This window comes from Flavobacterium sp. MMS24-S5, assembly GCF_050320125.1.
GTDB lineage: Bacteria > Bacteroidota > Bacteroidia > Flavobacteriales > Flavobacteriaceae > Flavobacterium > Flavobacterium tyrosinilyticum.
The window spans coordinates 4,777,000-4,803,699 of sequence record NZ_CP190016.1; the positions used below are offsets into that span (position 1 = coordinate 4,777,000).

Sequence of the window (26,700 nt, forward strand, 5' to 3'; positions counted from 1 at the left end):
AATACGGAATTAAGTTTTCATAATTACATTTTAGATAATTCAACTTCCAGTTTGTCAAAGTTTTCTTCGTTTTTATCGACAACATAAGGTTTTAATTTCTGGCATTCTGCTTCAGTTTCAAAAAGCATTTTAAAAACTACTTTGGTTTGGTTTTCGGCAACAGTTTCAAAAGTGGTTAAGATTTGAAAAAGTGGTTTCGTATGGCGTTTCCAAGCAATAAGATTGGGTTTGTCTATTTTGATGAATTCGCATTCATTGGCATAATTTCCAACTTCTGGACCATGCATAATGAAGCTCCATTTTCCGCCTTCGCAAAAGTTAAACTCCTGAAAAGTATTAGTAAAACCTTTTGGTCCCCACCAATTTTGTAAATGTTCTGGATTGCTCCAAGCTTTAAAAACAAGTTCTTGCGGGAAATTCAGAACACGTGTGGTTACAATTTCTGAATCTGATGTTGTATTGAGAATATCTGAAGTCATTTTGAGTTTTTTTTATTGAAAATCAAATTGTTATAGTAAAGTTAATGGGTTTAATTTTTAATTAAGAATTATTTATACAATTTTATTCTTTGTAATTATAAATTTTCAACGAACTAATACTGGTTCTCGGATTTGCTTTTATACTTTTCAAAGTAGAATTAGATATAAGATTATCTTCTATATTTACAAACCCATTTTCATTTTTTGATCTGGATTGGTTTTGATTAGATGCTATATGTTTTAGATTATTCCAAAAAGATTTTAACTGATTGTTAATCAAGTTATCTGTTCCAATATAAAAACTATGTTCACCTTCTTTTCCTAAGCCGTTTTCTATAAATATTTCAAAAGGTTTTAGTTTCAATTTTTTTTCAGCCTTTTTTACAAAATCCATTACAGGTTTTTCAGATGGTGTCCCACAACATATGCTTGAGTAAGTTATAGCAATGTAATTTTTGTTTGTTTGCGACAATGTTAAGATAGGGATAAATAGTATAGTAAGGAATATAAATTTGAGGCTTAGTTTCATTTTTACTGTCTTTTATTATGTGTGTTGCATAGTCAAATTATTCTTTAGGTTTGAATTAAATGAAGCTTCCGTCAATCCTATTATTTTATTTGAATGTTAACAGGAACCCTAATGGTCTTTTTTGCCAATTTCGAAGTTATTGGACAATAGAAAAAGACTTTTTCGAGTTGGCAGTCGTCTGATTTTAATACTGAAACAAAATTACCCTCATTAGGATTCTCCATTTTGTCTAAACCAAATTCTTTATATTTTTTCAAAAAGGAAGCATAGTCTAATCCTTGATTGTCTCTAAATTTATCATAAATATTTTCAGGAGATTGCACACTTCCATAATTTCCGTTGCAATTGTCTATATAAACGCTGAAATTTTGAGAATCAGAATTAAATAATTTATAATGAATTGCATTAGCATCAAATTCTAAAATCTGTATTTTTTGGCCTCCAATGCTAAATTTGTCTCCAATATCACTTTTGGTAATTTCTATCTTTTCATATTCTACTGGAATTTCTACTTCAATATCTACATAACCTTTCAGTATTAAATATTTTGAATCTCCCATTCCAAGGGTTTGAAATACAATTCCTTCTAAAAGCTTTCCATTTTTTTCTTCAAAACCACCCCCACCTAAACCTAGAACTTCTCCATTCAATTTTATTTTTTCATTTTTTTCGTTGGTCAAATCGTATTTTTTAATTGTGGCTTTTATATAATCTAAAATTGAAGTTTGTGTAGTTATGCTTCTATTTTTTCTATATTCTGAAAGTTGTTGGTCTGTATAAAAATTATCTACCAGCGAAGAAAAGTTAATAGAATTTGAAGGTTCTTTGTTATAATCAGAGGCACCGTCTGTTATTGCGATTATAGATTTCTCAATTTGATTAAGAGTTTTTTCTGTACGTTCCTTAGAGACTGATAGCATCCAAGGATATTGTTTTTTTGCAGAAGGTTTAGGTTTAGGTAATTTACTGTTTTTAGTGGTGATATCTTCGTAAATCAAAAATTCTTGAAAATGTTGTTTTGTGAAATCTGAATCTGAAAATTTCGATTCTTTGTTTATTAAATCGGGATAGTTTTTGTTTTGGCACGCAGTTATTGTACCTAAAATAAGTAATAGTAAAATTTGCTTCATGATTGGTTAAGGATTGTATGTTTTTTTGCAACTAGAATACGAATGTAAGTTTTTTAGCACTTCAGTCAAAAGCAAAAAACTAAAAACATAAATTTTATTTTCTTTCTGTCGAAACTTCTTTGCCATTTCTCATTTTCCTCTACAAGAGATTTTTGAAGTCATAATTATTAGTTTTCAAATCATAATGAAAAGCTAATAATCCTAAAAAAAATGACAGTTATACAATGTTGTGCCATGAATGTCAGGTTTTGGAAATGTCATGTTGTCAGATGATTTTTAGGGCACTGACGCTAAAACTGACAATTTTATTTAGTTTTTTATATTGGCACAAAGATTGACTTATGCCACCTGAGTTATAAAATTAAATCAAAAATTAAATATATAAAAAATGGGTAAAATAATCGGAATTGACTTAGGTACGACGAACTCTTGTGTTTCTGTAATGGAAGGTAACGAAGCAGTTGTTATCCCTAACGCAGAAGGAAAAAGAACTACACCATCTATCATCGCTTTTGTTGAAGGTGGAGAAATTAAAGTAGGTGATCCTGCAAAAAGACAAGCAGTAACGAATCCTACAAAAACGATTGCTTCTATTAAACGTTTTATGGGACACACTTTTGCTGAAACTCAAGAAGAGGCAAAAAGAGTTCCTTACAGTGTTGTAAAAGGTGACAACAATACTCCACGTGTGGATATTGACGGTCGTTTATACACTGCTCAAGAATTGTCTGCTATGACACTTCAAAAAATGAAAAAAACTGCTGAAGACTATTTAGGTCAAACAGTAACTGAGGCAGTTATTACTGTTCCTGCATACTTTAACGATGCTCAGCGTCAAGCTACAAAAGAAGCTGGAGAAATCGCTGGTCTTAAAGTTATGCGTATCATCAACGAGCCAACTGCTGCTGCACTTGCTTACGGATTAGATAAAAAAGGAAATGATCAAAAAATTGCTGTTTACGATTTAGGTGGAGGTACTTTTGATATCTCTGTTCTTGAATTAGGAGACGGTGTATTTGAAGTATTATCTACAAATGGTGATACTCACTTAGGTGGTGATGATTTTGACCAAGTTATTATTGACTGGTTAGCTGACGAATTCAAAACTGAAGAAGGTATTGATTTACGTTTAGATCCAATGTCATTACAGCGTTTGAAAGAAGCTGCTGAGAAAGCTAAGATTGAATTATCATCTTCTGCTGAAACTGAAATCAACTTACCATACGTAACTGCTACTGCTTCTGGAACCAAAACACTTAGTGAAAAAATTATCTAGAGCTAAATTTGAGCAATTATCTGATTCTTTAGTAAAACGTTCTATGGAGCCAGTTGCTAAAGCATTAAAAGATGCAGGTTTATCTACATCTGATATCGACGAAGTAATCCTTGTAGGAGGTTCTACTCGTATGCCAAGAATCGCTGACGAAGTTGAAAAATTCTTCGGTAAAAAAGCTTCTAAAGGTGTTAACCCTGATGAGGTTGTTGCTATTGGAGCTGCTATTCAAGGTGGAGTTTTATCTGGAGATGTAAAAGATGTATTGTTACTTGACGTAACTCCTCTTTCTTTAGGTATCGAAACTATGGGTGGTGTATTGACTAAATTAATCGAGTCTAACACAACTATCCCAACTAAAAAATCTCAAGTATTCTCTACTGCTGCTGATTCTCAACCATCTGTTGAAATCCACGTATTACAAGGAGAAAGAGCAATGGCTGCTGATAACAAAACTATCGGTCGTTTCCACTTAGATGGTATCCCGCCAGCACCAAGAGGAGTTCCTCAAATCGAAGTAACTTTCGATATCGATGCTAATGGTATCATCAAAGTTTCTGCAACTGATAAAGGAACTGGAAAATCTCACGATATCCGTATCGAAGCTTCTTCTGGATTAACAGCTGAAGAAATCGAAAAAATGAAAAAAGATGCTGAAGCTAACGCTGATGCTGACAGAATTGCAAAAGAAAGAGCTGAGAAATTGAACGAAGCTGACAGTACTATTTTCCAAACTGAATCTCAATTGAAAGAGTTAGGAGATAAATTGACAGATGAGCAAAAAACAGCTATCGAATATGCTTTAACTGAATTGAGAATGGCTCACCAATCTCAAGATCTTGACGCAATCCAAAAAGGATTAGACAATGTAAATGCAGCTTGGAAAACAGCTACAGAAGCAATGTACGCTCAAGGTGGTGAAGGACAGCAAGCTGCTCCACAACAAGAGCAGTCTTCTGGAGATAACGTTGAAGACGTTGAATTCGAAGAAGTAAAATAATTCTTTAGTATTAAGTAATTAGTACAAAGTATTAAGATAGAAAACCGAGTCAGAAATGGCTCGGTTTTTTTTATGGGTAATATTCACGTTTGTTAAACCCGACAGGTTTTTAAAACCTGTCGGGTTTGCTAAAAAGAGTGAAATTATAGACTTAAAAATTCTTCCAAAGAAGCAAAATTTTCTCTTTGATTATGAGAAGTTTTTAGGTTATCTAGATCTTTAAATAATGATAATACTTTTTCACGTTTTAATTTAGTGGGTTTTTCAGATATGCAAGTCAAATAGGAGCTCCAAGGATATTCTATCGGATGATCGCAAAAACCATGATTTACAGGGTTGTAATGAATGTATTTTATAACAGAACGTAAGTAAGCGTCATTATCAATTAATTTTCTTTTAAAAGGCCTTTCAAATAAAGCGCCGTGTCTATTATATCCTTTGTTGATGGCTTTCGTATAAGAGTTAAATAAATTCCCAAATGACTGATGTGGAGGAATTATTTTTTTAATCTCATGTTCTTTATGAGTTTTTAGGATTTCTTCAAAAGTTTTAATTCTTACTAATAGATGGAAATGATTTTTTAGTAGAAACCAAGCCAATGTTTCCGCAATTGGATCAATATGCTTAGTGTAAAGCATTAAGAAATACTCATGATTTCTATTTTCTTTAAACAAATTTTCGCTGTTAATTCCTCGATTATAAATATGATAATATTTTCCAGATTCCAGATTTTCAGTTTTTTGCATTTTTAATATGTTGAGAACCCGACAGGTTTTTAAAACCTGTCGGGTTTAATTTTAAAAAGTAGTAAAAATACTATATTTTTTAATTTACTGAGTTTTGCACAAACTGATAATTGTCATTTCCTGTTCGGATTCTTTTTCGTAATATTACTATTGTAAATTTTCATGGATGAGAAAGATCAAATACAAGAAAGGACGTAAGTTGCAACACATTACTTTAGAGTATACTGGCACCCACAAAGAGCACGAAACAGAAATGCAGCTTTTTGTTTATAATGATAATGATGTTGTTGAATATGATAAGTTTACAGTTCTTGCCCTTAATTCTTGTTTTGATTATACTAAAAACAATTGGCTCAATATTCATGGTTTAAACGATATTAATCTAATAAAAACTATCGGAGCGCATTTTAAGCTTGACGATTTTCTTTTAGCCGATATTTTAAATACAACAAAAAGAACCAAGTTAGAAGAACAGCAAAATGTTCTGTTCTTTAATATAAAATCACTTTTGCCTTCTGAGTATTCTGATAATATCAGTGTCGAACAGATTAGTTTTATTCTGAAAGACGGAATTTTAATTTCCTTTCAAGAAAAACGAAGTGATTTCTTTACCCATATTCGTGAGCGTTTGCGTACGCATGCAGGAATTGTTAGAACCAAAAAGGTAGATTATCTCTTGTATTTGCTTTTAGACGCTGTAATGGAGAATTTCTACATCACATTGGAAGACGAAGAAGATAAAATTGAAGAATTAATCAATTTGACCAAAAAAGAAGCGAAACCCATTATTTTAGAGAAAATTGAAAATCACCGCGATAATTTAAATTTCTTAAAACGCTCCATTATACCGCTTCGGGATTCTTTGTTTTATCTAAAAACGATTAAAGATGATGATGAATCCAACGGTTTGATTCAGAAAGAAACATTTAATTTCTTTATTAGGCTTCATCAAAAGAGTCTAGAGCTTTTAGAGCAGATAGAATCTGACATGAGCGCACTGGAAAGTGCCTCAAACTTTTATTTCTCGGAACAAAGCCGAAAAATGAACGAAATCATGAAAACGCTGACGATTATTTCAGCAATCTTTATTCCGCTTACTTTTATAGTTGGAGTGTACGGAATGAACTTTGAAAACATGCCAGAACTTAAAACCCAAAATGGCTATTTTGTAGTTATGGGTATTATGTTCTTGCTCGTAGTCGCCCTGATCATTTATTTCAAAAAAAGACGCTGGTTTTAACGTTTGTTGCAAGCCAGAGAAATAGTATTTATGTAATTTTGTTATTTAGAATAAATATAAATAATTATGAGTAAAGCAATATATATAGCCACTAGCGACCATAACAGTGGTAAATCAATTATTACGCTCGGTTTAATGAGTATCTTGATTGGTAAAACGGCTAAAGTAGGATATTTTAGACCTATAATCGAAGATTTTGTGGATGGTGAGGTAGATAATCATATCGAAACTGTTTTGTCGTATTTTAACCTTGATATTGCGTTTGACGATGCGTATGCTATTACCAAAAGCAGATTGATTAAGAAAAAAAATAAAGGTAAGATAGGAGAGGTTCTAGATTTAATTATTGAGAAATATAAGAAGCTGGAAGAACGATTTGACTTTGTTTTAGTTGAAGGAACTAGCTTTACAGGAGAAGGAACTTCTATCGAATTGGACTTAAATGTTTTGATTGCCAAAAACCTCGGAATTCCAACCATAATTGTTGGTTCAGGTGTTGGCAAAACCTTAGAAGAACTTTTAGATAGTTTATATCTGGTTTATGATTCTTTTAAAATAAAAGAGGTTGAAGTATTATCCGTTTTTGCCAATAAAGTACAGCCAGAAAATATAGAATTGGTTACTACGAGCTTGCAAAAAAGTTTGCCTTCAAATGTTTTGATTAATACAATTCCGCTTATTTCGAGTTTGAATAATCCGACCATGCAGGAAATCGTACACGAATTGAATGCTAAAGTGCTATTTGGTGAAAATTATTTGAATAATGAAATTGGACATTATAGTGTAGGAGCAATGCAATTGCATAATTATCTGGTTCGATTTGCATGACAATGCACTAGTTATTACTCCAGGAGATCGATCTGATATTATTTTAGGAGCTTTACAAGCAAATGAATCAGCAAATTACCCAACTATTTCAGGAATTATCCTGACAGGAAATATTGTTCCAGAAGAAAGTATTTTAAAGCTTATAGAAGGACTTTCTCCTATTGTCCCAATTATTGCTGTTGATGGCGGAACTTACCATATCACCAATAAAATAGGTTCGATTAAATCGGAGATTTATGCGAACAACACGCATAAGATAGAAACATCGATTAACACTTTTGAAAAGTACGTTCAAATTGAAGCTCTATCGCAAAGAGTAATCACTTTCCAACCTGAAGGAATGACGCCAAAAATGTTTCAATACAATATGGTTAAAAGAGCTAAACAGCATAGAAAACATATTGTTTTGCCAGAAGGGAATGATGACCGAATTATTGCTGCAGCTTCAAGATTATTAGATATGGATGTGGTTGATATTTCTATTATTGGGGATAAAAAACAAATTGAAAGCAAAGTGGCAGAACTTGGACTTACATTTGATTTTTCTAAAGTAAACATCATCAATCCAATCGAATCTGAAATGTATGAAGATTATGCTAATACGTACTATGAGCTAAGAAAGGCGAAAAACGTAAGCATTACAATGGCAAGAGATTTAATGGAAGATGTTTCGTATTTTGGAACTATGATGGTGTACAAAGGCCACGCAGACGGAATGGTTTCTGGTGCGGCACACACAACACAGCATACCATTTTACCAGCACTGCAATTCATTAAAACAAAACCGAATTCATCTGTGGTTTCTTCTGTATTCTTTATGTGTTTAGAAGATCGAGTTTCTGTTTTTGGAGATTGCGCTATTAATCCAAACCCAACAGCAGAACAATTGGCAGAAATTGCAATTTCTTCTGCAGAATCAAGTTTAGCTTTCGGAATTGAACCAAAAATTGCGATGCTTTCTTATTCTTCTGGATCATCTGGAAAAGGGGATGAAGTAGACAAAGTGAGAGCGGCTACAACAATCGTAAAAGAAAAAAGGCCAGACTTAAAAATCGAAGAGACCAATTCAATACGATGCTGCGGTGGATTTAACTGTAGGAAAAAGCAAAATGCCAGATTCAGAAGTTGCAGGGCAAGCAAGCGTATTAATTTTCCCTGATTTAAATACAGGAAATAATACATATAAAGCCGTTCAAAGAGAAACCGGAGCATTGGCAATTGGTCCAATGTTACAAGGTTTAAATAAGCCCGTAAATGACTTAAGTCGCGGTTGTACTGTAGACGATATTATTAATACGGTAGTTATTACAGCAATCCAAGCGCAGGGAATGTAAAAACAATAAAAAAATAATAATAAACTAAAACTCTTAGAATCTCAGCTTCTTAGAACCTTAGCAATTTAAAAAGAATGAAAATACTAATAATAAACTCAGGAAGTTCTTCAATTAAATATCAATTAATGGTAATGCCAGAAAACGAAGTAATCTGTTCTGGAATGATTGATAGAATTGGTTTAGAAACTTCAAATGTAACTTTTAAAACAGCAACCGCTTCAATCGAAGAAATGCTTCCAATTCCGAATCATAAAGTAGGTTTGCAAAAAGTAGCCAATATGCTTTTGGATGCTGAAAAAGGAGTTATTAAATCAACTTCAGAAATTTCGGCAGTGGGACATCGTGTTGTGCATGGAGGAAGCGATTTTAGTGACACTGTAAAAATCGATGAGAAAGTTAAAGAAAAGATTAAACAGCTTTTTGAATTGGCGCCTTTGCATAATCCAGCAAATTTAGAAGGAATTAATGTAGCAGAAGAGATTTTCAGTTCAGCAGAGCAAATTGCTGTTTTTGATACCGCTTTTCATCAGACTATGCCAGAAGTAGCATATAAATATGCTATTCCAAATTATCTTTTGACAGAAAATAAAGTCCGTGTCTATGGTTTTCATGGAACGAGCCATAAATATGTGTCTGAAAAAGCCATTAATTATTTAGAAAATAATTCTAAAATAATTACGATTCACTTAGGAAATGGCTGCAGTATGGCCGCTGTTAAAAATGGAAAATGTATTGATACTTCAATGGGGTTTTCTCCTTCAAATGGTTTAATCATGGGAACCCGTGCTGGAGATATTGACCAGTCTGTGGTCTTTTATATGATTAAAAATTTAGGATATACGCCAGATGAAGTAAATGCTGTTTTACTGAAACAAAGCGGTATGCTTGGTCTTACAGGTTATAGCGATTTGCGTGATATTGAAGCTGAAGCCGAAAAAGGAAACAAAGATTGCCAGTTGGCATTACAGATGAATGCTTATAGAATCAGAAAGACGATTGGTGCTTACGCAGCAGCTCTAAACGGACTAGATGCTATTGTTTTTACTGCGGGAATTGGCGAGAATTCATCTTATATGCGTAATTTGATTTGTACAGATATGAATTATTTTGGAATTGAAATTGACACAGCAAAAAATCAAATTCGTTCGAAAGAATTAAGAGAAATAAATTCAGAAAATGCTACTACAAAAGTTTTAGTTGTTCCGACAGATGAAGAGTATGAAATTGCCAATCAGGTTTATCAATTACTGGAAAATTAAAATTGAAATACGATCAGAAAAACTCCTCAAGCTTGAGGAGTTTTTTTTGGACTAAAAATTAAATATTTGTGAGTATCTTTGAAGTTAAAAACGAATACTTTGAAATCGATACTTTTTAAATCAGTTATCTTCTTTTTCATCGCTTTACAACTTCAAGCACAAGAATTACTTCCCTTTGTCGAAAATTACAGCAAATCAGATTATCAGGGTGATAATCAGATTTGGAATGTGGCACAAGGAAATGATAATGCGATGTATTTTGCCAATAATCACTACTTGCTTCGTTACGACGGAGTAAAATGGGAAAAATATACACTTCCGAACAAAACGATCATTCGATCTATCTTGATTGAAGGAGATAAAATCTATTCTGGTTCTTATAAAGAATTTGGCTATTGGTATAGAAAAGAAGGAACAATGCACTATGTTTCTATTACCAAAAACCTTAGATTATTTGATGAGAAGGACAACGAGGAAATTTGGAAAATATTCAAATTTAACGGGTCTCTTTATTTTCAATCTTTTAATGATGTTTTTATTTATAATGGAAAAACAATTAAGAAAATTAAATTTCCATTTCTTATTTCTTATTGTTTTGGTGTCGATAAAGATTTATATGTTGCTTCTGTGAGAGACGGAATTTTTAAAATGAATGGTAAATATATTGCCAATCCAAAAGGATGGAATGTTTTAAAAAATACTGTCGTTCATGCCATAGAAAAGTATAAAAACCAGACTTACATCTTTACACAGAAAAAAGGAGTATTTATTGTAGAAAAAAATGGACTAAGAAGTTGGGAGCATCCAATAAATGAAGTTTTAAAATCGGCTACAATTAATGTGGCAAAATTTGTCAAAAATGAAAAACTAATTATCGGAACTGGAAATCGCGGAATTTTCATTTTAGATTTAAAAAACAATTCATTCAAAAATATTGAACGCAATAATGTCTTAATGAATAATTCGGTTTTAAGTTTAGGATTGGATAAAGAAAATGATTTGTGGGTTGGTTTAGATAATGGTATTGCGCACGTTGAGGTTAATTCTCCTATTTCTTTCTTTTATGATAATTCTGGACTTTTAGGATCAGTTTATGCAGTCGCTTCAATTAATAAAGGTTATTTAATTGCTTCCAATCATGGAATTTTTGAATATAGTGCCGGAAAGTTTAATATGATGCCTAATACGCAAGGGCAGGGCTGGAATATTTCTCTTATAGATGGAAAATATATTATAGGTCATAATGATGGTACTTTTTCGTATGAAAATAATACTCTGACCAAAATAAATGGTGTTAGTGGAGGTTGGAATATGGCTAAGAGCAGTATTAATGATACTTATTTTCAGTCAACTTACAGCGGTATTCTGGTTTATGACAATCCCTCAAACATGTCTCATTATAAAATCATAAAAGATCTTGCAAAACCTATAAAGTATGTAGCTCAAAATAAAAAAAATGAAATTTGGGCTGCAGATAATTATCGCGGTTTGTATCGTGTTTTACTAGATGATAATTACAACACGCTAAAAGTTGAAAATGTCACACAGCAGAGTAAAATACAAAATGATTTTGGGATAAAGATTTTTGAGTTTAGAAAAGAAATACTTTTTCTAATTAATAATTCTTGGTATACCTACAATTCGATAGCTGGTAAATTGGAAGAAAATGAATTGTTTAATACAAGTTTTAAAAATGTAACAGATATTGTTTCCATAGACGATGATCATTTTATGGTTCTGCAAAACGGGATCTTATATCATATTTATACAGAAGGAAACAAGTTTGTGTGGAATATTATTCAGGAGAAATATTATAAAGGAAAATTAATAAATGAGAATTTAAGGATTTTTAAGAAAGATAATTATTATCTGTTTAATCTCGATGACGGATTTGTTTCACTTAAACTTGAATATGAAAACAAACAAAATTCTGGAGTAAAAATTGAAGCATTTAGTAATGATATTTTAGTTCCGAGTGAAGAGAAAGTTAAATTTAATACGGAATTGAAGATTAACGTTATTTCTGGAATTTATGGTGCGAGCAGACCAAATTTGTTTTATAAACTTGATAAGGAAAAAGAATTTATCTCTATTTCAGATGGATTAATCGTTTTGAACAATTTAAGCAGTGGTGATCATACAGTAGAAATATTCAAACACGATGGATCAACTTATGATAAAGTTTCTTCTTATAAATTTAAAGTTGCAGAGCCGTGGTATTTTTCTTTTTGGATGATTCTGTTATATCTTCTTGTTGTTGGTGCAGTTTTATTTTTCTATTATAAATGGAATAAACTTCGCTATATGCAAAAATTAAAATTGCAGGCTGAAGAATTAAAACATCAGAGAGAAATTCTTGAGATGGAGTTGAAGAAAGAAAACGAACTTAATATTCAAGAATATGAAAAACATATCTTGGAATTAGAATTGCAAGCAAAATCTTCAGAAGTAGCGGGTAAATCTTTATCAATTGCCAAACAAACAGAAATGATTGATAAAATTCAAGGTATTTTGGAAACCGAAAAAGATTTTGGCAAACTTAAAAATGAAATTAGAAAAGCAATTAAGATCAATGAAGTGAATAAGCACGAATGGGAAACTTTTGAAACCAATCTGAATCAAATTCACAATGAGTTTATTATTAACCTTTCTAAAAAATATCCACAATTAACTCCAAAGGATATAAAACTGTGTGTTTATCTAAAAATGAACCTGTCTTCTAAAGAAATTGCTCCTATGATGAATATCTCTTTTAGAGGTGTAGAATTACATAGATATCGTCTTAGAAAGAAGTTAAACCTTACTCAGGACGAAAACCTGTCTAAGTTTTTATTAACTCTGTAAGATTTGGTTTTGTTTTTTACAGAATTTATATTTTTCCATATCATTTTTTATATAATTGCGATACATCATTACTACATCATAATGTTATGTTAAACGAATTTCTTTAACATTTATAATATTGATAATCATTGTTGTAGGGTAAAATTTTAACATAATGATGTAGCTATGTTGTAGTGGTGTTTGATGTACTACAACGTTGTAATTGCTTAATTTGGCTCTACTAACTTAAACGATTACGTACTGTATGAAAAATTTTATTTTTAGCTTTTTAGCGCTCTTGCTGCTGCCTACCTATATGATGGGGCAAGCTCAAGCAATTAAAGGAAAAGTAGTAGACAGTAATGGAATGGGAATTCCAGGAGCAATTATCGCTTCAGCTGATGCTAGAGCAACTGCAGATGCAGATTTCGACGGAAACTTTACAATTAATGCAAAACCTGGAGATATTTTAAAGATCTCTATGTTGGGTTTTGATTCGGTTTCTGTACCGGCTACTTCCGCACCAATGACAATAACCTTAAAAGAAGCGGGTGATACTGCTTTAAAAGAAGTAGTTGTAATTGGATACGGTACAAGAAAGAAAATTGATAATACTTCGGCTGTAAGCTCAATTAAGTCCGAAGAGATTACCAAAATGAAAGTAATAAATGCTTCTCAAGCTATTCAAGGTAAAGCTGCAGGGGTGCAAGTTGCTACTTCAGACGCACCAGGAAGTACACCTTCTATTGTTATTAGAGGGGTTGGTACTGCATTAGGAGGAAGAAATCCATTGTATGTTGTGGATGGTATGCCTACTGATAACATTAATAATATCAACTCAAATGATATTACTTCTTATGAGGTTTTAAAAGATGCTTCTGCACTTGCCATTTATGGAACAAGAGGTGCAAATGGAGTAATCATGATCACTACTAAAACTGGTAAAGGAAAACTTACTGTAGATATTGACAGTTATGCTGGTTTTAGATCTCCTCTAAAGAAAGTGAAAATGGCAAATGCTGACCAATATATTCAGTATAATAATGCAGCGTTTATTAGTCAGTTTCCTGCTGGAAGATTTTCTCAAAATCAACCATACAATACAAATTGGTTTGATGAAATAACAAGAACAGGAGTTTACACTCAAAATAACGTATCGCTTTCTGGATCAGGAGAAAATATTAAATATTTCTTTAGTGTTGGTAATTACGAAGAAGAGGGTATCTTAAAAGGAACTGAATACGGGCGTACTACTTTTAGAAGTAACAATGAGTACAAAATTTCGGAGAAACTTAAAATTAGCCAAAATTTCAGTGTTAGTTCTATAAAAAATACTCCACAGCCAATGTCTGCATTTACATCTGCTTACAGACAATCTCCTTTAGTTCCAGTACGATATGCTAATGGAAAATATGGTGTGCCATTTATACAAAATGGAGTTGTGGGTGAAACAGGAGATTCTTTTAACTCAGTTGGTAACCCTGTTGTTGCTTTAGATTATAACAATGAGCAACAAAAAACAGTAACACTTCAAGGTGGATTAAGATTAGATTGGGATATCATGAAATCATTGAAGTTTACATCTCAATTTAATGGAGAATATTTTACTTATAAACAATATAATTTTGTTGATAATTTAGGTCTTTGGTTAGCAGCTGATCCGAGCAGAGTAGAATCTGCTTATGACAAAAAGAGTTTGAATACAAACACTTTGACAAGAAACACTGATGATTATTTCAACTGGAATTTATCGAACTATTTTACTTATAACAAAGTTTTTGCTGAAATTCATGATGTTGAAGTTACTGCAGGTATTGAGGCTAACGTAATTGGAACTAGATCAAAAACTACTGCGGATATTAGAAATGTAAATCCAAATAGTAACTATTGGGGACTTGATGGTATTAATTACGCACAAAATGGAGGTGTAACTACATATAAAGCTGTAAATGATAATCAAGCTCGATTAGCATCATATTTTGCACGTTTTCAATATAAATTATTGGACAGATATTTATTAACAGGTACTGTAAGACGTGACGGATCTTCAAATTACTCTAGCGACTACCGTTGGGGAACATTCCCATCAGTAGGTATTGGATGGATTGTAACAAAAGAAAGCTTCTTATCTGATATTAAAAATTTAGATTTATTAAAAGTTAGAGGTTCTTGGGGTAAATTAGGAAACCAAAAAGTGCCATTAAACATTCAGTCATTTACATCTGGAGTAGATTATAATGGAGGTTCTGGAACAACTATTAATTCGCAAATTGATCCAAGTTTATCATGGGAAATTGTAGAAGAAGCTTCTGCAGGTATAGATGTTGAATTGTTTAATAGTAGACTGAAAGGATCGTTTGATGTTTACAGTAAAAACACTAACAATGCTATTTTAAATGTTACGCCTTACTCAACTTCTGGAATCACTGTAGAATCTCCAACACACGTAGGTGAGGTATCTAATAAAGGATACGAAATCGCTTTACGTTGGGATGATAAAATCACAGATAACTTAAGTTACTGGGTAGGAGGAAATTTCTCTCATAACAAAAATGAATTATCTAGTTTGAAAAATGTAAGACTTGCAACAATTAATGGTGGTTCATTAGGAAATGGTCAAGTAACAAAAATACTTGATAATACATCAGTAGGACAGCCTTTAGGTAGTTTCTATATGTACGAATATGCAGGGGTTGATCCAGCAAACGGACAAATGTTGTACTATACAGCAGACGGAAATAAGGTAGCTCAAGGTGCTTTAGATCAAACTAAAGACAGAAAATATGTAGGTTCAGTTTTACCAACTTCTACTTACGGGGTTACTTTAGGATTAAATTACAAAAATGTTGATTTCTCTGTAGACGGATACGGAACAAATGGAGCAAAAGTATATAACGGAAAAAAAGCACAGCGTTTTTATGGCGAAAATGTAGAAACTTCTTTACTTAATGATATGTGGACACCTACAAATACATCAGGATCTAATCCAGCTCCATTTAATCAGGTTCCAGTAGCATCAACTTATTATTTAGAATCTGGAGATTTCTTCAGAATCAATAACATTACATTAGGTTATAAACTTCCGTTAAGAGAAGAAGGTTTTATTAGCTATTGTAGAATCTACGTAAATGCCATGAACCCTTTCATCAGTCAAAAATTTTCAGGATTCTCACCTGAGGTTTTAGGAGATGGTGAATTGGTTAAAGGTACTCAGGGAGTAGAGTTAGATGCTTATCCAGCATTGAAAACATTTGTAGTTGGTGCAAACTTAAAATTTTAATATCATGAAACGATTATATATATCACTTTTTATACTTTCTGGTTTGTTTGTATCTGGATGTTCAGATGAATTTTTGGAAGTAGATCAGACAAAAAATATTCCAGCAGATCCTGCTTTAGTGGATAGCGATGCAGGAGCTACATCAATGGTTGATGCAGTTTATAATATATTTTTATCTTGGGACATGTCTTCTTTTGCTTGGAACGGGGTAAGCAGTATTATGACTGACGACGCAGATAAAGGTTCAGATCCAGGAGATACTGGTACAGATAAAGATGTTTTGGATGCTTTAACTTTCAATTCTTCTACACCATCTTTTAGTAGTATCTGGAATTATAATTATGCAGGAATCAATAGAGCTAATCAAGCATTAGCAATGTTTCCAAAGCTTAAGCAAGTATCTCCAGCTTTAAAAACAAGATTAGAAGGAGAAGCTAAGTTTTTAAGAGCTTTTATGTACTTTACTTTAGTTAAAGGATATGGAGGAGTTCCAATTGTTGACCGTTTGCCAATTCCTGGAAATGAAGAAGACAGACTTATGCAGTTAACTCGTAAAACTCCAGCTGAAGTTTATGCTTTTATTGAAAAAGACTTAAATGACGCGATCGAAGCTTTGCCATTAAAATCTTCATATAGTGGAAATGACGTTGCACGTGCTTCTAAAGGAGCAGCTTATGCTTTGTTAGCTAAGGTTAATTTATACCAAAAAAACTGGCAAAAAGTAATTGACAATTGCAATCAAGTAACAGGTTATTCTTTAGTTTCTGACTACTCTTTACAATACAAGAAAGAAGGAGAGTTTGGTCCAGAGTCAATTTTTGAAATTAATGGAATTGGAGGAACTTCTTCTCCAGGATATGGAATAGGAAATTATACTGTGTCTCAAGCGCCAAGAGGTGCTGGAGGATGGGGATGGGGTTTCAATACACCATCTCAAGGACTTGCTGACGCATATGAAGCGGGAGATGTAAGAAGAGCTGCAACCATTATTTTTAGAGGTTCTGTTTTGTATGATGGTAGAGAGGTGGCATCTACTGTATCTAACCCAATGTACAATTATAAAGCATATTCATCAGCGTTTTACAATCAGGAATTTACAGACGTAAATCTTAGATATTTGAGATATGCTGAGGTAATATTAATGAAGGCTGAGGCTCTAAATGAATTAGGACAAACTTCAGAAGCGATTCCTTTGATCAATCAAATTAGACATAGAGCGGGATTAGGTGATACTCCAGCAACTGGTCAGTCAGATGTTAGAAAAGCAATTTATAAAGAAAGAAGATTAGAATTTGCTTTTGAGCATGACAGATGGTTTGATCTTGTAAGAACAGGACAGGCAGAAGCAGCTATGAAAGCAGATGTTAGTGCTACTTTCCCTAACGGAAAAACTTTTATAGTGGGTAAACATGAGTTATATCCAATTCCAGCTTTAGTGGTTCAACAGTCTGGAGGGGTAACAACACAAAACCCTGGATATTAATCAAAATCTTAAAAATCACTTCCCTTTAGATTTTCTAAGGGAAGTGATTATTTATTAAAATCTTAAATTTTTATAATGGTTAGAATTTCAGTTTTATTTTTAGCTTTTACTTTTTTTAGTTGTGGATCCAATGCCGATAAGTCGAAAGAAAATGTACAGGAAAATACTTCTGGCGTTACTGCATTAACAGACGAACAGCTTTTAGATGCTGTTCAAAAACAAACATTTAAATATTTCTGGGACTATGCAGAACCAAATTCTGGGTTAGCGAGAGAACGTTATCATCCTGACGGAGTTTATCCTGAAAATGATTCGAATATTGTTACAACAGGTGGTTCAGGTTTCGGATTAATGGCATTAGTTGCAGGAATAGATAGAGGATATGTGTCTAAGGAAGAAGGAGTAAAAAGATTAGACAAAATTGCAGATTTCCTTGCAAAAGCAGATCGCTTTCATGGAGCATGGTCACACTGGATTGATGGAAATACAGGAAAAGTAAAACCTTTTGGAACCAAAGATAATGGAGGAGATTTAGTCGAAACATCATTTTTGGTATCAGGATTTATTACAGTTCGCGAGTATCTTAAAACAGGTAATGAAAAAGAGAAAGCAGTTGCGGCAAAATACGATGCACTTTGGAAAGGTGTTGATTGGCAATGGTACACAAATAATAAAAATGTTTTGTACTGGCACTGGTCTCCGAGCTATGCTTGGGAGATGAATTTTCCGTTGGAGGGTTACAATGAATGCTTAATTACTTATGTATTAGCAGCGTCTTCACCAACGCATACAATCGATGCGAAAGCCTATCACGAAGGATGGGCGAGAAGCGGTGGTATAGTTTCTTCAAAAACAAAATACAATATTCCACTTATTTTAAAGCATAATGGTGCAGAAGAATTTGGGGTCCGATTATTCTGGGCTCATTATTCTTATGTAGGTTTAGATCCAAATCAGTTAACAGATAAATATGCTAACTATTGGGATTTAAATGTTAATCAGACTAAAATTAACTACGAATATTGTGTTGAAAATCCGAAAAAAATTGCGGGTTATGGACCAGAATATTGGGGATTAACAGCATCATATTCAAGAAATCCTGACGGTTCTATTGGATACAATGCACATATGCCAAGTAACGATCAAGGTGTGATTTCTCCGACAGCGGCAATTAGCTCAATCGTTTATACGCCAAAAGAATCAATGACATTTATTCGCAATTTATATGAGAATCATAAAGATGAAACTTGGGGAAATGCAGGTTTTTATGATGCTCTTAGTTTAGGAAATAAATGGGTAGCAAAACGTTATTTGGCAATTGATCAAGGTTCAGAAGTTGTAATGATCGAAAATTACAGAACAGGATTATTGTGGAAATTGTTTATGAATGCACCAGAAGTAAAACAAGGCTTAACAAAACTTGGATTTAAATCTGGAAAATACGGAATTTAAGGTTCTATGAAAAATAAGTTAGCATTTATATTTCTGTTGTTTTCTCTAGTTGTTTTTGGGCAGAGTGAAACAACTGGAAAAATCAATACAGTTATAATGTCTAAATATGAACTGGGATATGTTTTACATCGTCCAGCGAATGTTAAGGAGAAAAAACCATTGATTGTTTTTATTTCGGGCGATGGAGAAAAAGGAACCGATTTGGAGAAAGTAAAAATTAATGGTCCTTTAAAATATTTAAAAACACACCATTTAGACGCTTATGTTTTGGCTCCGCAATGCAAAGAAGACGAAAATTGGGATATAGAATCAATTTATCAGCTGATTGTAAAAATTCAGAAAGAGAATAAAATCGATTCAGAAAGAATATATGTTACTGGTTTGAGCTCAGGAGGTTGGGCTTCTTGGAATTTGGCTTTTTCACATCCGGATTTATTTGCAGCAAATGTACCTGTCGCGGGTTTTGTAGATTTAATTCAGTTAGAAAACGCTTGTGAAATAGCTAATATTCCAACCAGAATTTTCCACGGATTACAGGATAATGTGGTAAATGTAAATTATGCCATCACGATTTATAATGAATTGAAAAAATGTAATGCCAAAGATGTAAAGCTGACCATTTTTGATGATGCCAATCATGACAGCTGGACAAGAGTTTATGATAACAAAGAAATCTATGACTGGATGTTACAGCAAAGAAAAACGAATACAAACAAATAAATAGAATAGAATGAAATCACTTTGATTCAAACAAAAAATTGAACGAAGAAAAGTGATTCCATGTTCCGATTAAAAACAAATATTAAATACACATGAAAAACAAATTAGTCTTACTTTTTTTAGGATGCGCTGTTTTGGGTTATGCTCAAAAAAAGCCAGCTAAAAATACAGTGAAAATTAAACCAAAGTCTGAATTTGTGGCGGAGTTAATGTCAAAAATGACTTTAGACGAGAAATTGGGTCAGTTAAACTTGCCAACATCTGGTGATATTACCACTGGGCAGGCAAACAGCTCAAATGTGGCAAAAAATATTGCTGAAGGAAAAGTGGGTGGTTTGTTCAACATTAAATCAGTTCAAAAAATTAAAGAAGTGCAGAAAATTGCGGTTGAAAAAAGCCGTTTAAAAATTCCGTTGCTTTTTGGTATGGACGTTATTCACGGTTACGAAACAACATTCCCAATTCCGTTAGGATTATCTTGTACTTGGGATATGGGATTAATTGAAAGAAGTGCGCAAATTGCTGCAAAAGAAGCCAGTGCAGACGGTATTAACTGGACATTTTCTCCAATGGTTGATGTTTCTCGCGATCCAAGATGGGGAAGAGTTTCTGAAGGTTCAGGAGAAGATCCATACTTAGGAAGCCAGATTGCAAAAGCAATGGTGAATGGTTACCAACAGCATGATCTTTCAAAAAACAACTCAATTTTAGCTTGTGTTAAGCACTTTGCATTATATGGAGCTCCAGAAGGCGGACGTGATTACAACACTGTCGATATGAGCCACATTAGAATGTTTAATGACTATTTCCCTCCTTACAAAGCTGCAGTAGATGCTGGTGTAGGTTCGGTTATGGCTTCTTTCAACGAAGTTGACGGAATTCCAGCAACAGGAAACAAATGGTTAATGACAGATGTTTTAAGAAAACAATGGGGTTTTAAAGGATTTGTAGTAACAGATTTTACTGGAATTCCTGAAATGATTGAGCACGGAATGGGAGATTTACAAGCAGTTTCTGCTCAATCTCTAAATGCTGGTGTTGAAATGGATATGGTTGGAGAAGGTTTCTTAGGAACTTTGAAAAAATCTTTGGACGAAGGAAAAGTAAAAATCGAAACAATCGATAATGCTGTAAAACTTATTCTAGAAGCAAAATACGACTTAGGATTATTCCAAGATCCGTATAAATATTGTGATGAGAAGAGAGCTAAAACGGAGATTTTTACAACAGATAGCAGAAAAGAAGCACGTGATATTGCTGCACAATCTTTAGTTTTATTAAAAAACCAAAACCAGCTTTTACCACTTAAAAAATCTGGAACAATTGGTTTAATCGGACCATTGGCAGATGCTAAAGAAAACATGCCAGGAACTTGGAGTGTGGCTACAAAAATGGAAAATGCCGTTTCGTTATTGAGAGGTATTAAAGAAGTAGCGGGAGCTGGAACTAAAGTTTTATATGCAAAAGGAAGCAATTTAGATTACGATGAAACTTTTGAAACTAATGCGACAATGTTCGGTAAAACTTTACACCGTGATGCTCGTTCAAAAGAAGATTTATTGGCAGAAGCTTTAAAAGTAGCAGAGCAGTCAGATGTAATTGTAGCAGCTTTAGGAGAATCTGCAGAAATGAGCGGAGAATCTAGCAGCCGTACAAACTTAGAAATTCCACAAGCGCAAAAAGATTTATTAAATGCTTTATTAAAAACTGGAAAACCAGTTGTTTTAGTTTTATTTGATGGACGTCCGTTAGTAATTACAGACGAAGAAAAAACAGTTCCAGCAATTTTAAATGCTTGGTTTGCTGGTACAGAAGCTGGTTATGCAATTGCTGATGTGTTATTCGGAGATGTAAATCCTTCAGGAAAACTGACTTCAACTTTTCCAAGAAGTGTTGGACAGTTACCAATTTATTATGCACACAAAAATACAGGAAGACCGCTTTCTAACACAGAAGGAAAATTCGAGAAATTCAGATCAAATTATATTGACGAAAGAAACGAGCCTTTATTCCCATTCGGATTTGGTTTAAGCTACACGACTTTTGATTATTCAAACTTGAAAATTTCTTCTGATAAAATGAATCCATCTGGAAAATTGAAAGTAACTGTTGATGTAACAAATACTGGAAATTTTGACGGAAAAGAAACAGTTCAATTATACATTAGAGATTTAGTTGGTTCAGTAACAAGACCAGTTAGAGAATTAAAAGGTTTCCAAAAAATAGCACTTAAAAAAGGTGAAAAACAAACAGTAAGTTTTGATATTACTGTTGAAGATTTAAAATTTTATAACTCTGATTTACAATTCGTAGCAGAGCCAGGGCAGTTTGATGTTTTCGTTGGAGGAAATTCAAATGCCGATAAGAAAGTTAGTTTTGAGTTAACTAAATAGTTGGTTTATTTGATTAGTGAAAAGCCCTTCGTTTGGAGGGCTTTTTTTCTAAAAAGACAAAGCCTTTTTGTAATTTTTTAACTACGTTATTATGAATAAAATTAAAATATTTAGTGCCGTATGTCTTATTGCTTTCTCCTATTGCAATGCGCAAAAGAACGCAATAGTAGCGCATCGCGGAGCTTGGAAAAAGAATAATTTACCTGAAAATTCTATTGCATCATTAAGACATGCAATAGATTTAAAATTGCCAGGATCAGAGTTTGATGTTTGGAGAACAGCAGATGATTCACTTGTAATCAATCATGATGCTCATTACAACAAACTGCTTATTGAAGAAACAAATTATGCAGATTTGATAAAGTTTAAACTTTCTAACGGAGAAAAACTTCCAACGCTGTATGAATATATTTCCGAAGGAATGCGAAATAACAAGCACACACTTTTGGTTTGCGAAATTAAGCCTTCTGAAATCAGTAAAGAAAGAGGACAAAAAACTGGTGTAGCAGCAGTTGAAACCATTAAAAAATTAAAAGCCAATAAAAATATCTGCTACATCAGTTTTGATTACGATATTCTAAAAAAAATCAGAGCAATAGATCCGAAAACCTCTCTGCAATATTTAGAAGGGAATAAATCTCCAAAAGAGGTAAAGGCGGATGAAATTAACGGTGTTGATTATCATTATTCTGTTTTTCAAAAACATCCTGAATGGATACAAGAAGCAAAGGATAATAAAATTATTCTAAACGCTTGGACTGTTAATGACGCTAAAGATATGGATTGGATTATTGAACACAAATTCAATTACATTACTACAAACGAACCCGAACTTTTAAAGGAAAGAAAAGAGATTAAAAAATAAGCTGTAATGCTTAGCTAAAGAATCTAATCATGAAGAATATATATAAACAATTTAAGCCAATTTTATTGCTTTCGATGCTTTTCGGAAGCAGTCTTTCGGCGCAAAATTCTGGGAAAACAGAATGGTTTGACCCTAGCAGACCGGCAACAACATATTGTAATCCGATAAATATTGGGTACAATTTTACGACTCATAATCACAATGGAATTCCAGAATCACGCCGTTCAAGCGCAGACCCAGTAATTATTACTTATAAAGGCGAATATTATTTATTTGCTACCAATCAGGCAGGTTTCTTCTGGAGTAAAGACATGTCCGACTGGAATTTTGTTTATGGAAGTTTCCAAAGGCAGCCAGGCGATGATGACCAGTGTGCTCCTGCTGCTTGGGTTGTAAATGACACTTTATTCTATGTAGGTTCAACTTGGAAAAGAGATCATCCGATTTGGAAAACAGCTGATCCCAAATCAGGAAGATGGACACGCCACGTAGACAAAGCAATGTTGCCAACTTGGGATCCAGCGATTTTTCAAGATGATGACAAAAAGGTATATATGTACTACGGCTCAAGCGGAAAATTACCACTTGTAGGTGTTGAGGTTGATTATAAAACTTGGCTTCCAAAAGGAAATCAAGCAGACTATGCAGAATTGTATAAAGCGACAGAAGTAGAGGATATTCAGAAAGTTTATGGACAAGTTAAGGAAGTCGCTATTTTGGATCCTTCGGCTCACGGATGGGAACGTTTTGGACCAAACAACGATATGGAACCTGCGCCGTGGGGGAATTTCATTGAAGGAGCTTGGATGACCAAACATAACGGAAAATATTACATGCAATATGGAGCGCCTGCTACCGAATTTAAAGGCTACGCAAATGGTGTTCATGTTGGAGATAATCCGTTAGGGCCATTTACGTACCAAAAACACAATCCGATGTCATATAAACCAGGCGGATTTGTAATTGGAGCAGGACACGGAAATACTTTCGCAGATAATTATGGAAATTACTGGAATACAGGAACGTGCAAAATCTCTATTAAAGATCGTTTTGAGCGTCGTATAGATATGTTTCCTGCCGGATTTGATAAAGATGATGTAATGTATTCGATCACAGCTTATGGGGATTTTCCAATTGTATTGCCAACAGCTCAACGTGATCAAACAAAAGGAGCTTCTTCTGGATGGATGCTGCTTTCCTATAAAAAGCCTGTAACGGTTTCTTCTTCAGAAGAATGTATGGAAGTAGAAACACACAGAATGGATAATGGCGGTAAAAAAGTATATGAGAAATTCTGTTATGGACCAGAAAATCTTACCGATGAAAACATTCAAACCTATTGGTCTGCAAAAACTGACAATCCAGGAGAATGGCTTCAAATGGATTTGGGAAGACAAATGGAAATTAATGCTTTACAAATTAACTACGCAGATCATAAAGCAACGCAGTTTAATAAAGCAATGGATATTTATTATCAATATAAAATATTCATGTCTGATGACGCTCAAAATTGGACTTTGGTTGTAGATAAATCTAAAAATGATAAAGATGCACCTCATGATTATGTAGAGCTTTCAAAATCTATTAAAGCGCGTTACATTAAAATGGAGAATATTCATAATGCATCTGGTTTGTTTGCAATTTCAGATTTTAGAGTTTTTGGAAACGGATTGGCAGCAAAACCAAAAGCAGTTGCTTCTTTTAAAGTAGACAGAAACAAGGCAGATTCTAGAAATGCGATGATTTCTTGGAAAAAGCAAGCTGATGCGATCGGTTACAATATTTATTACGGAATTGAACCAGATAAATTGTATAACAGCATTATGGTTTTCGGTGATAATACTTATGATTTTAGAGGTTTAGATAAAGGAACTAAATATTATTTTACGATTGAGCCTTTTAATGAAAACGGAATCGGAACGAAAAATAAGATTATTGAAGTTAAATAGTCTTTATTTATAAAATCTGTAAAAGCTCCAATTGCAAATTGAAAAATTTGCAATTGGAGCTTTTTTTTGAGAAAAGGTTGAGAAAAAGACGTCAGAAATGTTAATAATTTTGTTCCTTTGCTAATATACCAATGGTATGCTAAACTCCAAAATTACTATCAAAACTATGAAAAAAACAATTCTTTTAACTGCATTAGTTTTAAGCGGATTGACATCTTTTGCTCAGACAAATGATGAAAAAAACATCAAATTATTTTATAAAAAAGCTTTAACTGAATCAAAATGTTACACTTGGTTAGAATATTTGTCTAACGATATCGGGGCTCGTTTGTCTGGATCTAAAGGTGCAGAACTGGCAGTTGACTATACTAAAAGACAATTAGAAAGTTTAGGACTAGATAAAGTTTATTTACAAGAAGTTATGGTACCTCATTGGGTACGTGGCGAAAAAGAAACGGCTTACATTCTTGATGGAAAAGTAAAAACTACTGTGCCAATTTGTGCACTTGGTGGTTCTGTAGCTACTGCAAAAACAGGTCTTACAGCAGAAATAATAGAAGTTCAAGGAATTAAAGAACTAAATGAACTTGGAGCAGATAAAGTAAAAGGAAAAATTGTTTTCTATAACAGACCAATGAATCCGGAAAATATTGAAACTTTTACTTCTTATGGAGCTTGCGTAGACCAAAGATATGCAGGAGCAAAAGAAGCAGCGAAATTAGGTGCTGTTGGAACAATTGTTCGTTCTATGAATTTACGTCTAGACGACTTCCCTCACACTGGTACTCAAAGCTACGGTGATTTGCCAAAAGAACAATATATTCCAACAGCTGCAATTAGTACAAATGGAGCAGAATTGTTGAGTAAAACTTTAAAAAGAAATCCAGCTTTGAAATTTTATTTTAAACAATCTTGCGAAACTTTACCAGATGCATTGTCTTATAATGTAATTGGTGAATTGACAGGAAGCGTAACTCCAGAAAACATTATGGTTGTTGGAGGACATTTAGATTCTTGGGATTTAGCAGATGGTTCTCACGATGATGGAGCAGGGGTAGTGCAGAGTATGGAAGTAATTCGTATTTTAAAAAACTTAAATTACAAGCCAAAAAATACGATTCGTGTTGTATTGTTTATGAACGAAGAAAATGGAGGAAGAGGCGGAGCCAAATATGAAGAGGTTTCAAAACAAAATAAAGAAAACCACATTTTTGCTTTAGAAAGTGATTCAGGCGGATTTTCTCCAAGAGGATTTTCAATTGAAGCAGATGATGTTAATTTGAAAAAAATTCAAGGTTACAAAGACCTTTTTGAGCCTTATTTGGTACACAGTTTCACAATTGGCCATGCAGGTTCAGATATTAGCCATTTGACTTCTCAAGCTATTGTAAAAGCAGGTTTAAAACCAGATTCTCAGCGTTATTTTGATTACCACCACGCAGCAAACGATAAATTTGATGCAATCAATAAAAGAGAGCTTGAACTTGGTGCAGCAACAATGACCACATTAATGTATTTATTAGACCAAAACGGAATCGAAACTAAAAAAGCAAATTAAGTTTCAAAAAAATAAGACACAAAAAGCCATAAGTTTACTTGTGGCTTTTTTTATGTCAAGATTTCATCACAACCAAATAATAAAAAAAGAGGATTGGAATATTTGAAAATAAGATTAGAAGCTTCACTCCAATATCTTTTCGCTGTTCTGAGAGATGAATAAACAGATCTGTCAAATGTAAAAACATAATTGTATTTACAATTATGGCTCCTAAAGCAAAAGGCCATGCAATAACTAATACCATAGCATTTCCGTTTGAAACGATGTAAAGAATAAATAGAATTGTACTGATTATAAATGTACCGATAGCTAATTCTGTAGACTGTTTTTCTTCAGAAGGATTATAAATTGTTTTCATG

General features: G+C 33.2%; 16 protein-coding genes and 2 pseudogenes. 13 read left to right on the forward strand and 5 right to left on the reverse strand.

Translation table 11 applies throughout. The features are described 5' to 3' along the window. Positions 1 to 23: 23 nt before the first annotated feature. The 3 genes from ACPWTF_RS22025 to ACPWTF_RS22035 all read right to left on the reverse strand — a co-directional run bounded on the left by ACPWTF_RS22025 (position 24) and on the right by ACPWTF_RS22035 (position 2,138). Complete coding sequence (locus ACPWTF_RS22025; RefSeq protein WP_427873107.1) at positions 24 to 479, reverse strand: SRPBCC family protein; 456 nt, start codon at positions 477 to 479, stop codon at positions 24 to 26. An 82-nt stretch (positions 480 to 561) separates the two neighbouring features. Then, complete coding sequence (locus ACPWTF_RS22030) at positions 562 to 1,008, reverse strand: hypothetical protein (RefSeq protein ID WP_427873108.1); 447 nt, start codon at positions 1,006 to 1,008, stop codon at positions 562 to 564. An 80-nt stretch (positions 1,009 to 1,088) separates the two neighbouring features. Beyond that, the gene (locus ACPWTF_RS22035) at positions 1,089 to 2,138 is read right to left on the reverse strand and encodes a hypothetical protein (protein ID WP_427873109.1); all 1,050 of its coding nucleotides are present in this window, start codon (positions 2,136 to 2,138) and stop codon (positions 1,089 to 1,091) included. Positions 2,139 to 2,526: 388 nt separating this feature from the next. Here ACPWTF_RS22035 and dnaK point away from each other — a divergent pair. Continuing rightward, a pseudogene (dnaK, locus tag ACPWTF_RS22040) lies at positions 2,527 to 4,411 on the forward strand (molecular chaperone DnaK). Between the two features lie 143 nt (positions 4,412 to 4,554). On the opposite strand, the gene ACPWTF_RS22045 reads toward dnaK, so the two are convergent. Then, complete coding sequence (locus tag ACPWTF_RS22045) at positions 4,555 to 5,157, reverse strand: transposase (protein WP_427873111.1); 603 nt, start codon at positions 5,155 to 5,157, stop codon at positions 4,555 to 4,557. Between the two features lie 166 nt (positions 5,158 to 5,323). Between ACPWTF_RS22045 and corA the strand changes: the two genes are divergently transcribed. From corA to ACPWTF_RS22105, 12 genes and pseudogenes are all read left to right on the forward strand, one after another. Then, a complete protein-coding gene (gene corA, locus ACPWTF_RS22050; RefSeq protein ID WP_427873112.1) occupies positions 5,324 to 6,397 on the forward strand; it encodes a magnesium/cobalt transporter CorA in 1,074 nt (357 codons plus the stop codon). A 66-nt stretch (positions 6,398 to 6,463) separates the two neighbouring features. Further along, positions 6,464 to 8,559, forward strand: a pseudogene (gene pta, locus ACPWTF_RS22055) (phosphate acetyltransferase). A gap of 74 nt (positions 8,560 to 8,633) precedes the next feature. Continuing rightward, positions 8,634 to 9,818 (forward strand): acetate/propionate family kinase, encoded by a 1,185-nt coding sequence (locus ACPWTF_RS22060; RefSeq protein WP_427873113.1) that lies wholly within the window; start codon positions 8,634 to 8,636, stop codon positions 9,816 to 9,818. 99 nt (positions 9,819 to 9,917) lie between these two features. Next, complete coding sequence (locus tag ACPWTF_RS22065) at positions 9,918 to 12,662, forward strand: LuxR C-terminal-related transcriptional regulator (protein ID WP_427873115.1); 2,745 nt, start codon at positions 9,918 to 9,920, stop codon at positions 12,660 to 12,662. 244 nt (positions 12,663 to 12,906) lie between these two features. Continuing rightward, entirely contained in the window at positions 12,907 to 15,921 is a 3,015-nt protein-coding gene (locus ACPWTF_RS22070; RefSeq protein ID WP_427873116.1) for a SusC/RagA family TonB-linked outer membrane protein, read from the forward strand. A 4-nt stretch (positions 15,922 to 15,925) separates the two neighbouring features. Then, on the forward strand, positions 15,926 to 17,404 hold the full coding sequence (locus ACPWTF_RS22075) for a RagB/SusD family nutrient uptake outer membrane protein (RefSeq protein ID WP_095927756.1): 1,479 nt from the start codon (positions 15,926 to 15,928) through the stop codon (positions 17,402 to 17,404). Between the two features lie 75 nt (positions 17,405 to 17,479). Continuing rightward, the gene (locus tag ACPWTF_RS22080) at positions 17,480 to 18,856 is read left to right on the forward strand and encodes a glucoamylase family protein (RefSeq protein WP_427873118.1); all 1,377 of its coding nucleotides are present in this window, start codon (positions 17,480 to 17,482) and stop codon (positions 18,854 to 18,856) included. Positions 18,857 to 18,862: 6 nt separating this feature from the next. Then, positions 18,863 to 19,576: a prolyl oligopeptidase family serine peptidase gene (locus tag ACPWTF_RS22085; RefSeq protein ID WP_427873120.1), complete on the forward strand. Its 714-nt coding sequence runs from the start codon at positions 18,863 to 18,865 to the stop codon at positions 19,574 to 19,576. Between the two features lie 92 nt (positions 19,577 to 19,668). Continuing rightward, positions 19,669 to 21,969 (forward strand): beta-glucosidase BglX, encoded by a 2,301-nt coding sequence (bglX, locus tag ACPWTF_RS22090; RefSeq protein WP_427873121.1) that lies wholly within the window; start codon positions 19,669 to 19,671, stop codon positions 21,967 to 21,969. A gap of 91 nt (positions 21,970 to 22,060) precedes the next feature. Further along, positions 22,061 to 22,834 carry a glycerophosphodiester phosphodiesterase family protein gene (locus ACPWTF_RS22095; protein WP_427873123.1) on the forward strand — a complete coding sequence of 258 codons (774 nt, stop codon included), beginning with the start codon at positions 22,061 to 22,063 and terminating at the stop codon, positions 22,832 to 22,834. Between the two features lie 29 nt (positions 22,835 to 22,863). Further along, positions 22,864 to 24,783, forward strand: coding sequence for a discoidin domain-containing protein (locus ACPWTF_RS22100; RefSeq protein WP_427873125.1), 1,920 nt, complete (start codon positions 22,864 to 22,866; stop codon positions 24,781 to 24,783). Between the two features lie 166 nt (positions 24,784 to 24,949). After that, complete coding sequence (locus ACPWTF_RS22105) at positions 24,950 to 26,341, forward strand: M20/M25/M40 family metallo-hydrolase (RefSeq protein WP_427873127.1); 1,392 nt, start codon at positions 24,950 to 24,952, stop codon at positions 26,339 to 26,341. A 55-nt stretch (positions 26,342 to 26,396) separates the two neighbouring features. Here ACPWTF_RS22105 and ACPWTF_RS22110 read toward each other — a convergent pair whose 3' ends face one another. Beyond that, a complete protein-coding gene (locus ACPWTF_RS22110) occupies positions 26,397 to 26,699 on the reverse strand; it encodes a hypothetical protein (protein WP_427873128.1) in 303 nt (100 codons plus the stop codon). Position 26,700: the final 1 nt, after the last annotated feature.

What these genes read in the sequence shown, in the direction of transcription:
- ACPWTF_RS22025 (WP_427873107.1), bottom strand. Translation starts at nt 479, where the DNA reads ATGACTTCAGATATTCTCAATACAACATCAGATTCAGAAATTGTAACC.
- ACPWTF_RS22030 (WP_427873108.1), bottom strand. Translation starts at nt 1,008, where the DNA reads ATGAAACTAAGCCTCAAATTTATATTCCTTACTATACTATTTATCCCT.
- ACPWTF_RS22035 (WP_427873109.1), bottom strand. Translation starts at nt 2,138, where the DNA reads ATGAAGCAAATTTTACTATTACTTATTTTAGGTACAATAACTGCGTGC.
- ACPWTF_RS22045 (WP_427873111.1), bottom strand. Translation starts at nt 5,157, where the DNA reads ATGCAAAAAACTGAAAATCTGGAATCTGGAAAATATTATCATATTTAT.
- corA (WP_427873112.1), top strand. Translation starts at nt 5,324, where the DNA reads ATGAGAAAGATCAAATACAAGAAAGGACGTAAGTTGCAACACATTACT.
- ACPWTF_RS22060 (WP_427873113.1), top strand. Translation starts at nt 8,634, where the DNA reads ATGAAAATACTAATAATAAACTCAGGAAGTTCTTCAATTAAATATCAA.
- ACPWTF_RS22070 (WP_427873116.1), top strand. Translation starts at nt 12,907, where the DNA reads ATGAAAAATTTTATTTTTAGCTTTTTAGCGCTCTTGCTGCTGCCTACC.
- ACPWTF_RS22075 (WP_095927756.1), top strand. Translation starts at nt 15,926, where the DNA reads ATGAAACGATTATATATATCACTTTTTATACTTTCTGGTTTGTTTGTA.
- ACPWTF_RS22080 (WP_427873118.1), top strand. Translation starts at nt 17,480, where the DNA reads ATGGTTAGAATTTCAGTTTTATTTTTAGCTTTTACTTTTTTTAGTTGT.
- ACPWTF_RS22085 (WP_427873120.1), top strand. Translation starts at nt 18,863, where the DNA reads ATGAAAAATAAGTTAGCATTTATATTTCTGTTGTTTTCTCTAGTTGTT.
- bglX (WP_427873121.1), top strand. Translation starts at nt 19,669, where the DNA reads ATGAAAAACAAATTAGTCTTACTTTTTTTAGGATGCGCTGTTTTGGGT.
- ACPWTF_RS22095 (WP_427873123.1), top strand. Translation starts at nt 22,061, where the DNA reads ATGAATAAAATTAAAATATTTAGTGCCGTATGTCTTATTGCTTTCTCC.
- ACPWTF_RS22100 (WP_427873125.1), top strand. Translation starts at nt 22,864, where the DNA reads ATGAAGAATATATATAAACAATTTAAGCCAATTTTATTGCTTTCGATG.
- ACPWTF_RS22105 (WP_427873127.1), top strand. Translation starts at nt 24,950, where the DNA reads ATGAAAAAAACAATTCTTTTAACTGCATTAGTTTTAAGCGGATTGACA.
- ACPWTF_RS22110 (WP_427873128.1), bottom strand. Translation starts at nt 26,699, where the DNA reads ATGAAAACAATTTATAATCCTTCTGAAGAAAAACAGTCTACAGAATTA.